Raw genomic sequence first — 12,406 nt, 5'->3', positions numbered from 1 at the left:
AACGGGTCCCCAGGAGGAACCATTCTATGCGCATGAAATTTTTTGCGATCGCCGCGCTTGCGCTGGCGACGACGGCAGCGCCGTGCCTATCGGCGGACAGCAATATGAAAAACCTCGACTTCGATCTCTCGAAGGTCACGCGCGACAATTTCTACGACATCGTCGTTCCCGCCGCCAAAGCGGAAGGCACGGTGACGATGTATAATTTCGCGGGCAGCTTCGCCGATACGTGGAAGGAGCTGATCAGCCGCTTCGAAGCCAAATATGGCATCAAGGTCGCCTATAGCGACGTGAAGGGCGATCAGGCGAACCAGCAGTTGATCGCTGTACAGGCGGCAGGTCAGGATTCGCCCGTCGATGCCTATTTCGCCGGTGGCGGCAGCTATCCGCTTCTCTCTGCCAAGGGTGTTGTCGGCAACATTGCGCTGACGAAGATCCTGCCGAACATGGCCAATTACAATCCGGAACTGGCCGAGACCGTTTTCGGCAAGGCGCATGGCGGCAGCTTCCCGCTGGTGCATCTCAACCAGACGGCTATCGGTTATGACTCCGCCTTCGTGAAAGCCGAGGATGTGCCGAAGAGCTTCGAGGATCTTCTCGTCTGGGCGGAAAAGAACCCCAAGCGGCTTGGTGTTACCCTGCCGGCCAAGGGCGGCTCGGGCGGCGGCTTCATCTATTCGGTCGCGCTCAACTACCTCACCGGCGACTGCCGTGCAAAGCTCACCGACTATAACCAGACGCTGCAGCAGGCCGAAGAATGGGCTATGGAGTCCGAGTGCCTCACGCTTGTCTGGGATTATTATCGCCGTCTTCTGGCCGTGGCTGAACTGACCAATGGCAATGCCGATACGCTCAACCTCATCAACAACCAGCAGCTTCACATGGGCACCGTCTGGGAAGATCAGGTCATGAGTTTCCTCGGCACCAAGCAATTGCCCGACAGCTTCCGCGTTACACTTCTGGAAAAAGGCCAGGTCGGCTCTGGCGACGCCATGTTCGTGCCGGCTAACGCCAAGAACGTCGCCTCCGCGCTGCTGCTGATCGATATGGCGATGAGCAAGGAGTTCCAGCTCTGGAAGCTGGAAAACAAGGCCTCCCGCTCTCCGCGCGCCGATGTCACCAATGATCTGATGCCGAAGGCCGTGCAGGAGCATGTCCTGCCGCAGAGTGTCTATCCGCGCCTGTCGCTGCCGGCTTTCTGGGACATGTCGACAGCGCTTGCCGAAGCGCTCGATGAAAAAGTCCTCAACCAGTAACGCCGTCGGGATCACCGGACTGTGCGGGCGCAAGTGCCAGCACGGTCCGGATAGCCTTGGTCAAAAATATGAGGGAGGCTCGTCATGAGTGAACTCGAGATCAGCAATATCAGCAAGGATTATGGCGCCAGCCGGGCGCTTCATCCCGTGTCGATCACCGTGGAGCGGGGCGAATTCGTCACCATTCTTGGGCCCTCCGGTTGCGGCAAGTCGACGCTTTTGCGCATTCTCACCGGCATCAGCCAGCCATCGGGCGGCGAAATCCGGCTGGGCGGCAAGCGCATCGATCAGGCGCCGCCGGAAGCGCGTGATATCGCGATGGTGTTCCAGTCCTATGCGCTTTTCCCGCATATGTCGGTCGCCAAAAATCTCGGCTTCGGCCTGAAGATGAAGAAGGTCGCGAAGGACGAGCGGGTGAGGCGCATCGCCCATGCGCTGGAAATTTGCAATCTCACCGGTCTGGTGGATCGCATGCCGCGGCAATTATCCGGCGGCCAGCAGCAACGCGTGGCGCTGGCGCGCGCCATCGTCATGCAGCCGAGCCTGCTGCTGTTCGACGAACCGCTCTCCAACCTCGACGCCAAACTCCGCGATACACTGCGCCATGAGCTGACCGAGCTTCACCGCCGCATCGGCGCGACCAGCCTTTATGTGACGCATGATCAGGCTGAAGCCATGGCGATGTCGGACCGGATCGTCGTCATGAATGCCGGGCGGGTGGTCGAGATCGGCACGCCGCTTGAGCTTTACCGCGCGCCGAAACACGCCTTTACCGCCGGTTTTCTCGGTCAGACCAATCTTCTGCCCGTCTCCGCCCAAGGGACACAGGCGCAATTGTCGTGGGGCCAGTCCGTGACATTGGATCAGGCTGCTGCCGGCAATGTCCAGATTTCCGTTCGCCCGGAAAACATCCACATCTGCGCCGATCAGGGCGGTGACGGCACGGTTTCCGCCGTTTCCTTCATGGGTGCGAATGCGCTTTACACCGTCGAGATCGGCGGCCGCCAGATCCGGGTCAGCCAGTCCGGCGCGGAAACGCTGATCGATGCCGGACAGAGGGTCGCGCTGCATTTTCCCGGCTCAGTCCATCTTCTTGATGACAGGATGGCGGGGGAGGCGGCATGATGGCCGGGCTTCTCCGCGACAGGCGCGCCCAGCTACTCCTCCTGCTTTTGCCGGGTGTTGGCTATCTTCTAGTCTTCTTCGGCGGGCCGCTGCTGTCGGCGCTGATCGGTAGCTTCAGGCAGGAAGATGGCAGCTTCACGCTGATGTTCTATCAGCGGATTTTCACTCGCGCGTCAATGATCCGGGGTCTCACAACCTCCATCTATTACGGCGTCATGCCTGTCATCGTCTCGCTTGCGGCTTCGGTGCCGCTGGCGCTTTTGATCCGCAGGAGCTTTCTCGGGCGAAAACTGTTCAGCGGCCTTTACAAACTGCCAATGGCCGTGCCGGGCATCATCGTCGGCCTGATGGTGATCGTCGTCTTCGAAAGAGGCGGGTTCCTCGACCGGCTGGTCGCGCCACTCGGGCTGGAACTGCCCAAGCTCGTGCGGGACGATTGGGGCATCGGCGTCATTCTCGCCAGCGTCTGGAAACAGATACCCTTCATGACGCTGATCATCACCAGCGCCTTTGCCGCTATACCCGAGGATATCCGTTACGCTTCGCGCACGCTTGGTGCCTCGCGACTGAAGACCTTCTTTTTCGTGGAGGTGCCGCTCGCCATGCCCGGCATCACCGCCGCCATTCTTCTCACCTTCATCGGCTCCATGGGTTCTTACGCCATTCCTGACATCGTCGGCCCGCCGACTGCCCGGCCGCTTTCGGTGCTGATGATCCAGGAGTTCAATCAGGGGCGTTTTAATCAGGTCTATGCCATGGGCATGATTTTGAGCCTCTTCGCCGTCACCGTGCTTATTCTTTATTATTCCCTGACATCCCGCATCGGCCCCGGCCAAAACCGAGGAGACGCATGATGAGTGTTATCACCATTGAACCTGCCATCACTCCCCGCCGCCGCGCCTTCACGCCGGAGGACCGGATTTTCGTTTCGATCGGTCTCTATGGCGCGCTGACGCTTGCCATTGCTCTGCCGCTGGCGTTGATGTTTCTCTGGAGCATTGCCGATGGCTGGTCGCCGCCGCTCGTCGTGCCGAAGGATTATACCACGGCGCGCTGGGCGGGCATTTTGGGCGATGCTAGCCTCATCCGCGCCGCCATCAACAGCATTGTCATCGCCATCGTCGTCACCCTCCTGACGGCCGCCATCGCGTTACCCACCGCCTGGGCGATGGCGCGGTTTCCCTTCCGGCTGAAACGGCTGGTGGAGATTTTCATTCTGGCGCCGATCATCATTCCGGGGCTGGTTGTTGCCGTCGGCATCGGGCAGGTGTTTCTGCTTTTCGGCCTTGCCTATTCGGTGACGGGGGTCATTCTCGTGCAGATCGTCGGCACCCTGCCGCTGATGATCCGGCTGATGACGGCGGCGCTGGAAACCATTCCCGACGATCTCATCCATGCCGCGCGTTCGCTGGGAGCCGGAACTGTCGGCATCGTCCTCCACATCATATTGCCGCTGGCGGTGCCCGGTCTTCTCGCCGGCGGGCTGATGTCCTTCATCGGCAGCTTCGAGGAATTCGACAAGTCCTTCATCGTCGGTGCGCCTGTCGTGGAGACGCTGCCGATCAAGCTCTACATGTATCTCGACCCCTATTCGATGCAGCTGCCGCTCGCCTCGATCGTCTCCTTCATCCTGCTTCTTCCCGCACTCATCGTTTTCATCATTGCTGGCCGCATTCTGCGCGACGATCTGATGGCGGCGGGTATGGGGAAAATCTGATCCGGGCAGCCAAACCCGGTAATTGCAACGTCCGAAAGTGAAAACCATGCACCAGACACTTGCTACCTCCCGAAAGACCTCCAATGCCTGCAATGTTCTCGCGCTCTGCACGCGCGACAATCCGGCCATCCTGACCATCGCCCATCGCGGTTTCTGGACGGCCACCGCCGAAAACTCGCTCGCCTCCGTCCGCGCCGCGGTCGCGGCCGGTGTCGAGATGATTGAGATCGATACGCAGGCGACGGCCGATGGCCGACTGGTCGTCATTCACGACGAAACGCTGGACCGAACCACGACGGGCAAGGGAACCGTGAGCGCGCTGCCCTTCGAGGTGGTTCGCGCAGCGAAGCTGAAGGCAGGTGCGGGTGGTGACGGTGCTGACGTGACCGATGAATGCGTGCCGACGCTGGAGGAATTGCTGGAAGAGGCGCGTGACAGGATCACGGTCAATATCGACACCAAATTCACCCGCGATCTGCCGCAGGTCATGGAGACCGTGCTGCGGCTCGGCGTCGAGGATCAGGTGCTGGTGAAAACCGACATCGATCCTGAAGCTGCCCGTTTTGCGGTGCTGGATACCGACTGGTTCGGCAAGATCCCGCATATGCCGATGTTCCCGGTCAGAAAGGGCAAGTTCGCCGAGGATCTGCGCTGCATTGAGGCGTTGAAGGCGCCGATGATCGAGGTGAAATTCACAGATATCGCTGATCTGGCCGAAGGCCGGGCCGAGATGGAGCGCCAGAATATCCGCCTCTGGATCAACTCGCTTGATGTCTCCCACTGCCTCGATTTCAACGATACGCGCGCACTTTCAAACCCCGAAGCCGTCTGGGGCGCTCTTGCTGAGGCTGGCGTTGGTGCCATCCAGACGGATGAAGTCGAAGCCTTCACCGGTTGGCTGAAGACGGGCGCCGGCGAGACGGGCAAAGCATGGACACGATGAGCGAGCGTCTCGAACGCGCTGTCGCCATCATCGAAGAAGCGATGGGCCTTGCCCTTCGTTTCTTCGAGGCGCGCGACGCCATTGCCACCCGGACGAAGGGTTTTCAGGATTTCGTTTCGGAAGCCGATACCACAGTCGAAAAGCTGGTCCGCGACCGGCTGGCGGCGACGTTTCCCGGCGAAACCGTGCTGGGTGAAGAAATGGGCGGTGTGGCCGATGACGCCTACTGGATCATCGATCCCATCGACGGCACCGCCAATTTTCTGCGCGGTTCGCCGCTCTGGGGCATCTCGCTCGGCTTCGTGCGCAATGGCCGGCCGGAACTCGGCGTCGTCGCCATGCCGGTCTTTAAGGATATCTACGCGGCGGCAGACGGAACCGGGCTGACACTAAACGGCAAACCGCTTGCCCGCGTACCCTTCGAGGATGTGCAGGTCATGTCGCTGGGCGACAGCGCCGCCGCCGATGCGGAGGAAGTCGCTGCTCTCGGCGTCGGGCTCAGACACGCCGGCTGGGTGGTGGAATCCATCCGCTCGACATCGATCGGCCTTGCCTTTGCCGCGCGCGGCATTTTTGACGGCCATCTGCAGAAGTTGACGACCATGTGGGACATCGCCGGTGGCGTCGTTCTGGCAAGGGAAGCGGGTCTTGATGTCCGCATCGGAACCCGCTCCGGTAGCGGCATTCCCTGGGTTGCTGCGGGAACGTCGGCGCTGATGGCGGTGACGGAAGGGCTCTGGCCGGAAGTCGTTGAAAAGGTGCCGGCGGAACCTGCGTGAAATTCGAGATAAAGCCATTGCCGGGCAAGACAACATATGGACGTCCGGCAATGTCGACCGATTATCGGACGAAAACGCTCCGGACGTATAATGGCTAAGCCCATCCCTTCAGCGCCCGGCCGGAATAATAGCTCGGTGTTGTGGCGCGGTAGATCGGTATGCTGGCGGCGCCGAGATGGGGTAGGTCGCTCATCATCGATTTGCGTATTTCCGGGGGCTCGACGAAAAAATCCTCGCCCAGCATTTCCAGCGAACCGATGCGCTGCACGATATGTTCAAGAATCCAGTCGGGTAGCGATCCGCCAAAAATGATAGCACCGGGGTCGATCGTTCGGGCAACGGTCAGTGCGAGCAAGCGAAGCTGATCCGTTGCCCTTTCAAGCCAGGCAACCACGGCCGGATGATCCGAATAGCTTTCATCGATATCCTTCAAACGCCTGATATCCATGCCGTGAACGGCCAGCGTGTCGCAAAGGTCCTGTCCCGAAGGACGCGGATGGGATTTTGGAAACAGACCGCCAAACTCACCCGCATTGCCGTTCGTCCCGCGATAGAGATGGCGCTGCACCACCACCGCACCGCCTATGCCGTAAGTCAGCCAGATCATCGCAAAATTGCGGATGCTTCGGCCTGCGCCGTAATACAGCTCCGAGAGAATAACGGTATTGCCGTCGTTTTCGTGAAAGACTGGAAAGTCGAAATAGGGCTGGAAGTCCTTGTCGACATCGATGTCATGCCAGCTCTCGAATTGCCTGATGCGGAAGACATGGCCACGGTCTCGTTTGAAGTGGCCCGGAAAGCTGATGCCGCAGCCAAGCACATCCTTTTTTTTGACCTTTGCTTTTTCAAGCACCTGGCGTGCGGCGGCCTTCGCCGTCTCCATGATGTGCTCGAAGCTGTAGTCTTCCAGGTCAGATCTGACTTCGTGCCGTATCGTGCCATTGAGATCTGCGATGCAGACCCGCAGGTCATCTGGATTGAAGTAGACCCCGAGTGTGAAAAGGCCGTTCGGATTGATCTCGATGGCGGTAGACGGTTTACCGCGCTTGCCGTCGTTGCGTGCTTCCTCAGCTTCGACGATGAGGCCGGATTCAAGAAGGCTGGATGTCAGACGCGTGAGCGTCGGTGCCGACACGTCCATCTCGCGCGCCAGCTCGATACGGGACATGCCACCCTTGCCGCGCAAAATCTCGAGCAGACGCCGTTCATTGTAGCCGAGGTCGATCAAGCCATTCTCCCGCGAGACGTTACGTTGGATTGAATAACGAAAACGACACAATTGTACAGCAAATTTCCCGGCCTGGGGTGAGGGGCGATGCTGTAAATTTATCAAAATACCTTTGTTTATCAGGGCAATAGTTCATTTTAATTTTTGTAACGAATTCGCGCTTGACTTATTAATTTACGTAAAGAAAATAAATAGCAGACAACGGGCTGTGACGACAAAAAACAGCGAAAAATTAAGTCGCGGGACATCGTGTGTCAGGGAACAAAAAAACGGAGCACCCTTTATGCGTCAATCATGCACTATTTTCGCGCGCCTTGTTGCCGGCGCAACCTTCCTTGCCAGTGCGGCTTTCGCCCACGCGGAAGGCACCGTCGTGGTCTATTCGGCCGCGCCGCAGCAGCTCATGGATGAATTGTTGCCGCTGTTTGAAAAGAAAACCGGCACCAAGGTCGAGCTTGTCAAAGCCGGGTCCGGCGAGCTGATGAACCGCATCAAGGCGGAAACCGGCAAAGCGGCGGGCGACGTGATCTGGAGCGTTGATGGTACCGTCATCGACTTTTCCGCCGACCTCTTCGAACCTTACAAGCCTGTCGAGGCAGCATCGATCAACCCTGCCTTTTCGCCGAGCACCAACTGGGTTCCCTTTACCGCAGTTGTTACGGCCTTCATCGTCAACAAGGAAGCACTGAAGGGCGCGCCGGTTCCGACATCCTGGGCCGATCTTGCCAAGCCTGAATATAAGGGCCTGATTTCCTCGGCCCGTGCCGATCAGTCCGGTTCCGCCTATATCCAGATGGCGACGGTTTTGCAGGATTTCGACAGTGAGGAGAAGGGCTGGGAGGTCTATACCGGCATTCTCGGCAACTCCGTTCTGTCCACGTCGTCAGGCGCGGTTCCACGTTTCGTCAATGATGGCGAGCAGGCGGTCGGCATTACGCTCGAAGACGCGGCGCTGCGCTACAAGCTGGGCAGCGCCCCGGTAGAGATCGTTTATCCGAAAGAAGGTACGGCAATCGCGCCTGACGGCATGGCGCTCGTCAAGGGCGGGCCCAATTCTGAAAACGGCAAGGCCTTCATCGATTTCATCGTCTCCAAGGAAGCGCAGGAAGTCGTCGTGAAAGCCGGTCGTCGTTCCGTCAGAACCGACGTTCCGGCCAATGAGGCCCTCGTGCCGCTGTCCGATGTTCCGGATGCGAAATATGACTTCAAGTGGGCTGCGGACAACCGCTCCCGCCTGATGGAAAAGTGGAACGAGATCCTGCTCGACGTCCAATAAGACGTTGAGGGCGGCGGCGAAGGCCGCCGTCCCCACGGTACCGCATTCATAATCGCATTTTTGTCTCGTCCACCGTGGTCGCGTGCCGCGCAGGATATGTCATGGAGCAGCACATGGCCGCCGTAGAAATTACCAGCATCAAGAAAAGTTACCGGGATGTCGTTGCTCTCTCCGACATCAATATCTCCATTCCATCAGGATCGTTTTTCACGCTTCTTGGACCGAGCGGCTGCGGCAAGACCACGCTTCTGCGCACGATTGCCGGTTTTCACCAGCAGGACAGCGGCAGTATCAGCATCGAAAGACAGGCAATCGAGCATGTGCCTGCCCACAAGCGCGATGTCGGCATGGTGTTTCAAGATTATGCAGTCTTTCCGCATATTTCCGTATTCGACAACATTGCCTTCGGTCTGAAACAGCGCAAGGCATCTTCAGCCGAGATCCGAGAACGAGTCGGCAAGATTCTTGATGTCGTGCAGCTCGCTCCCTATGCCAAGCGCATGCCGCACGAACTCTCCGGCGGCCAGCAGCAGCGTGTGGGTCTCGCACGCGCCCTCGTCATCAACCCGAAAGTGCTGTTGATGGACGAGCCTCTGTCCAACCTCGACGCCAAGCTGCGTGTCGATCTGCGGCGGGAACTGCGGGAAATCCAGCAGGCGATGAACATCACCACCGTTTATGTGACGCATGACCAGGAGGAGGCGCTTGCCATGTCCGATCTGGTTTGCGTCATGTATGGCGGCGTCATTCAGCAGGCTGCCCCGCCATGGGAAGTCTATAACAATCCCGCCAACCGCTTTGTTGCGTCCTTCGTGGGAGCCAACAATTTCCTGACGCTCGACCGCACGGGTGGGCAAACATCCATATCCAGCCTCAAGGTGACGCTGCCGCAGGCGGATGCGATTTCCAAGGACCGGAAGATCGTCGCTGCGATCCGCCCGGAGGCGATTTCTGTTGGTCCTTCCATAGGCAATTGTGATGAGCGCATCGAACTGCCCGTGACCATACGGCAGGTCAGCTTCACTGGTCGTGAGATGAACGTCGCCGCCGTGCTCTCGTCGGGTGAGGAAATCGAGGCGATCACCAAGCCATCGCCGGAGATCATCGCGCTTCAGCCAAACCAGAAAACGACGTTCTCCTGGTTTGCGGGCGATACCCAATTGTTCGGTGACGGTGTAACCGGGGAGCGCCTGTCATGACGGATATGGCTGCGACTGCAACGACGAGCGGTTTCCGCCTGCGACTGCCGGGTTTCTGGACGAGCGTGACGGTGTTCGCCGTCATCCTGCTGGCGATCTTTCTGATCCTGCCGATTTTCAGCGTGTTCTTTATCAGTTTCTTCGACGCCAAAACCGGTGCATTCGGTTTCAGCAACTATGCGGAAGTGTTCACACGGCGGTTTTATACGGTCGCACTCTGGAATACGCTTGTCATCGGTGTGCTGGGCATGCTGGGCGCCTGCCTTCTCGGCATTCCGCTTGCCTTTTGTACATCCCGCTATCGCATCAAGGGGCGTACTTTCATTGCCACATTTGCGGTGCTGGTTCTGTGCGCACCGCCGTTCATCGGTGCCTATGCCTGGATCATGCTGTTCGGTGCCAATGGTGCTGTCACCAATCTCCTGTCCTTCGCCGGCATTTCCCTGCCGACGATCTACGGGATCCCTGGCATCGTGATGGTCTTCAGCCTGAAGTTCTTCCCCTACATTTATCTGATGACGGAAAATGCGCTGAACACTATCAACAAGTCCTATGAGGATGCGGCGGAAAATCTCGGCTGCACAGCGTTCCAGCGTTTCCGCAAGATCACCCTGCCGCTGGTCTTTCCGGCCGTCAGTACCGGCGCGATCATCTGCTTCGTGCTTTCCATCGCCGACTTCGGAACGCCGGCGATCCTCGGCAAGGGCATCCGAACGCTTTCGACCATCGCCTATGCGCAATACACCTCCGAAATGGCCGGTACGCCGACCATGGCCGTGACGATTTCGATGGTGATGATCGCGATCTCCATGGCGGCACTTCTGTTGCAGCGGCACATTCTTGCCAAGCGCCGTTACGCGAGTTCGCTGACCAACCGGCCGGTCAAGCAGTCCATGCGCCCGCTGAAATCGTTCATCGTCCACGGGTTCTGCTATCTGGTGGTGTTCATCGCCATGCTGCCGTCGCTCACGGTGATCTACACCTCGTTTCTTGCGACCAGTGGCCCGGTTTTCACCGGGGGCTTCGGGTTGGACAGTTATGCCCGCATCCTTCGGGATTCACCGCAAGCGATTGCCAACAGTTTCATGTTTGCGCTTGCCGCCGTCGTGCTTATTGCCATCGTCTCCGGCCTGCTGTCCTTCATCGTCGTTCGACGCGACAATGCGGTCTCCGGTTCGCTGGATCTGCTATTGATGGTGCCCTATCTCATTCCCGGTGTCGTCATGGCGATCGGTTATGTCACGACGTTCCGTTATCCGCCCTTTGATATCACCGGCACGGCGCTCGTCATCATCCTTCTGGTGTTTATTCGCCGGCTGCCCTATGGGGTCCGCTCGACGACATCGATCCTCAGGCAGATCAAGCCGTCCATTGAGGAGGCCGCGGTCAATCTCGGTGCTTCGCCGGCAAAGACCTTCGTGTCGATAACTGTGCCGCTGATGCTGCCCGGCCTCATCATCGGTTCGCTGATGAGCTTCATCACTGCCATCAACGAACTATCCTCGACGCTGATCCTCTACACCGCCCGCACGATCACCATGCCGGTCCTGATTTATATCCAGGTGATCGATGGGGAATTCGGCACGGCGGCGGCGCTGTCCACCCTGCTTCTGGTCAGTACCGGGGTCTGCGTCTTCGTGGTCTTCCGCCTTTCGGAAGATAAGGAAGCCTCGTTCGTCTGACCACTTGAAACCCTCGTGAAAGACTAAAGCAGCGGCGACCGGCGTGTCGCCGCATGCTCCCCTCTGCAAGGAAACAATACGATGAATATCGCGAGTTTTTCGCAATCGAAATACAAGAATGCCGCAACGCCGGGGGACGATGTGGCAATTCTTCTTCCGGGACAGGTTCTCGCCGTTTTCGACGGTGCGACCGACCCGACCGGGGCAAACTACGGCGGGCTTAGTTCCGGCCGGATCGCAGCCCTTGCTGCCGCAAATGCAGTGGCGGAGATGAGCATCAAAGGTATTTTGCAAAATTGCGAGGCAACCACGCTGTTCCAGACCATCAGCGATATCCTGAAAAAGGAAGCTGAGCGCATCAATGCCAGCCATCCACCATCGACCACGCTCGCCATCGTTGCCGATATGGGTGAGAGCTTGCGGCTGCTTCTGGCTGGCGATTCAGGTATTCGGATCAATGGAGACAGGCTCCTGCAACATTCCAAGCTCATCGACCGGGTCAGCACCTCGGCGCGCATCCACGTCTTTAAACAGCTTTTCGCGTCACTTGGAGACGGTGATGCAGCGGAGGCGAAAACCCGCGCCACAATATTTTCCGGCCTTCGAGCCGCGGTCAAAGCCGGGATCATGAGTGGGGCGGACGCGGAAAAAGTGGTCATGACAGCTGCTGCCGCAAGTGGCCTTCAAAACGAGATCGAAGCCGTCGAAGAGTTTCTGATGGGCGGTATTCGCGTTCAGCCACACTATGCAAACAGACAAGGCCATGTATTGGGCTACGCCTCGATCAATGGCGGGATGGTGATGGAGGAGGGGACGGTTGACCTGTCGCTCGCCAAGGACACGGTCAACAGCCTGGAAATCTTCACTGACGGCTATCTCTCACTGCCCACCGGGATCGACGTCGTTGACTGGGAAGCCGAATTCGCCCGCGTTGAAGGGGTGGATTTTCACAAGCTCAATGACTATCCATCGGTAAAGGGGTCAACATCGAGCGAATTCAGCGATGACAGGACCGTGGTGTGCATGAAGGCGCGGTGAAGAGATATCCGTGCAGACTGGTATTTAGCGCTGCTGGTCTTCCGAAGCGACTGTCGCTAAAATATCTTAGCTGACTGCCAGTGCGGGTAGTCAGTTATTGCCGCTATTCGAAATGTCCGGCCCCGACTTTGAACGCGAAAAAAGACGCTGCGGATCTGAGATC

General features: G+C 58.5%; 11 protein-coding genes. 10 read left to right on the top strand and 1 reads right to left on the bottom strand.

Features of this window, described 5'->3' with window-relative positions:
* Window positions 1-26 precede the first annotated feature (26 nt).
* The 6 genes from NYR50_RS15815 to NYR50_RS15790 all read left to right on the top strand — a co-directional run bounded on the left by NYR50_RS15815 (window position 27) and on the right by NYR50_RS15790 (window position 5,820).
* Window positions 27-1,256, top strand: coding sequence for an extracellular solute-binding protein (locus tag NYR50_RS15815; RefSeq protein ID WP_418137551.1), 1,230 nt, complete (start codon window positions 27-29; stop codon window positions 1,254-1,256).
* 84 nt (window positions 1,257-1,340) lie between these two features.
* The gene (locus NYR50_RS15810) at window positions 1,341-2,381 is read left to right on the top strand and encodes an ABC transporter ATP-binding protein (RefSeq protein WP_418137550.1); all 1,041 of its coding nucleotides are present in this window, start codon (window positions 1,341-1,343) and stop codon (window positions 2,379-2,381) included.
* Window positions 2,381-3,235, top strand: a complete 855-nt coding sequence (locus tag NYR50_RS15805; protein ID WP_121651836.1) for an ABC transporter permease — start codon at window positions 2,381-2,383, stop codon at window positions 3,233-3,235. Before NYR50_RS15810 ends, NYR50_RS15805 begins: the two co-directional genes overlap by 1 nt.
* Entirely contained in the window at window positions 3,232-4,098 is an 867-nt protein-coding gene (locus NYR50_RS15800; protein ID WP_418137549.1) for an ABC transporter permease, read from the top strand. The genes NYR50_RS15805 and NYR50_RS15800 overlap by 4 nt, the downstream gene beginning before the upstream one ends.
* Before the next feature lie 46 nt (window positions 4,099-4,144).
* Complete coding sequence (locus NYR50_RS15795) at window positions 4,145-5,041, top strand: glycerophosphodiester phosphodiesterase family protein (RefSeq protein WP_418137548.1); 897 nt, start codon at window positions 4,145-4,147, stop codon at window positions 5,039-5,041.
* Complete coding sequence (locus tag NYR50_RS15790; protein WP_418137547.1) at window positions 5,029-5,820, top strand: inositol monophosphatase family protein; 792 nt, start codon at window positions 5,029-5,031, stop codon at window positions 5,818-5,820. The genes NYR50_RS15795 and NYR50_RS15790 overlap by 13 nt, the downstream gene beginning before the upstream one ends.
* 94 nt (window positions 5,821-5,914) lie before the next feature.
* On the opposite strand, the gene NYR50_RS15785 is transcribed toward NYR50_RS15790, so the two are convergent.
* Complete coding sequence (locus tag NYR50_RS15785) at window positions 5,915-7,048, bottom strand: ROK family transcriptional regulator (protein WP_092733229.1); 1,134 nt, start codon at window positions 7,046-7,048, stop codon at window positions 5,915-5,917.
* Between the two features lie 283 nt (window positions 7,049-7,331).
* Here NYR50_RS15785 and NYR50_RS15780 point away from each other — a divergent pair, with 283 nt between their 5' ends.
* From NYR50_RS15780 to NYR50_RS15765, 4 genes are all read left to right on the top strand, one after another.
* Entirely contained in the window at window positions 7,332-8,324 is a 993-nt protein-coding gene (locus NYR50_RS15780; RefSeq protein WP_418137546.1) for an ABC transporter substrate-binding protein, read from the top strand.
* Window positions 8,325-8,437: 113 nt separating this feature from the next.
* The gene (locus tag NYR50_RS15775; RefSeq protein WP_418137545.1) at window positions 8,438-9,523 is read left to right on the top strand and encodes an ABC transporter ATP-binding protein; all 1,086 of its coding nucleotides are present in this window, start codon (window positions 8,438-8,440) and stop codon (window positions 9,521-9,523) included.
* Window positions 9,520-11,205: an ABC transporter permease gene (locus NYR50_RS15770; RefSeq protein ID WP_418137544.1), complete on the top strand. Its 1,686-nt coding sequence runs from the start codon at window positions 9,520-9,522 to the stop codon at window positions 11,203-11,205. Before NYR50_RS15775 ends, NYR50_RS15770 begins: the two co-directional genes overlap by 4 nt.
* 81 nt (window positions 11,206-11,286) lie before the next feature.
* Complete coding sequence (locus NYR50_RS15765) at window positions 11,287-12,243, top strand: hypothetical protein (protein ID WP_418137543.1); 957 nt, start codon at window positions 11,287-11,289, stop codon at window positions 12,241-12,243.
* The last annotated feature ends 163 nt before the right edge of the window (window positions 12,244-12,406 follow it).

The organism is Agrobacterium sp. El2ro-1b (assembly GCF_048298475.1).
GTDB lineage: Bacteria > Pseudomonadota > Alphaproteobacteria > Rhizobiales > Rhizobiaceae > Agrobacterium > Agrobacterium fabrum.
The sequence above is the reverse complement of the archived record's forward strand: the minus strand, read 5'-3'. Positions and strand labels throughout refer to the sequence as shown.

Bases quoted from the DNA above. Each gene is read 5' to 3' on its own strand.
- NYR50_RS15815 (WP_418137551.1), top strand. From the start codon at position 27: ATGCGCATGAAATTTTTTGCGATCGCCGCGCTTGCGCTGGCGACGACG.
- NYR50_RS15810 (WP_418137550.1), top strand. From the start codon at position 1,341: ATGAGTGAACTCGAGATCAGCAATATCAGCAAGGATTATGGCGCCAGC.
- NYR50_RS15805 (WP_121651836.1), top strand. From the start codon at position 2,381: ATGGCCGGGCTTCTCCGCGACAGGCGCGCCCAGCTACTCCTCCTGCTT.
- NYR50_RS15800 (WP_418137549.1), top strand. From the start codon at position 3,232: ATGATGAGTGTTATCACCATTGAACCTGCCATCACTCCCCGCCGCCGC.
- NYR50_RS15795 (WP_418137548.1), top strand. From the start codon at position 4,145: ATGCACCAGACACTTGCTACCTCCCGAAAGACCTCCAATGCCTGCAAT.
- NYR50_RS15790 (WP_418137547.1), top strand. From the start codon at position 5,029: ATGGACACGATGAGCGAGCGTCTCGAACGCGCTGTCGCCATCATCGAA.
- NYR50_RS15780 (WP_418137546.1), top strand. From the start codon at position 7,332: ATGCGTCAATCATGCACTATTTTCGCGCGCCTTGTTGCCGGCGCAACC.
- NYR50_RS15775 (WP_418137545.1), top strand. From the start codon at position 8,438: ATGGCCGCCGTAGAAATTACCAGCATCAAGAAAAGTTACCGGGATGTC.
- NYR50_RS15770 (WP_418137544.1), top strand. From the start codon at position 9,520: ATGACGGATATGGCTGCGACTGCAACGACGAGCGGTTTCCGCCTGCGA.
- NYR50_RS15765 (WP_418137543.1), top strand. From the start codon at position 11,287: ATGAATATCGCGAGTTTTTCGCAATCGAAATACAAGAATGCCGCAACG.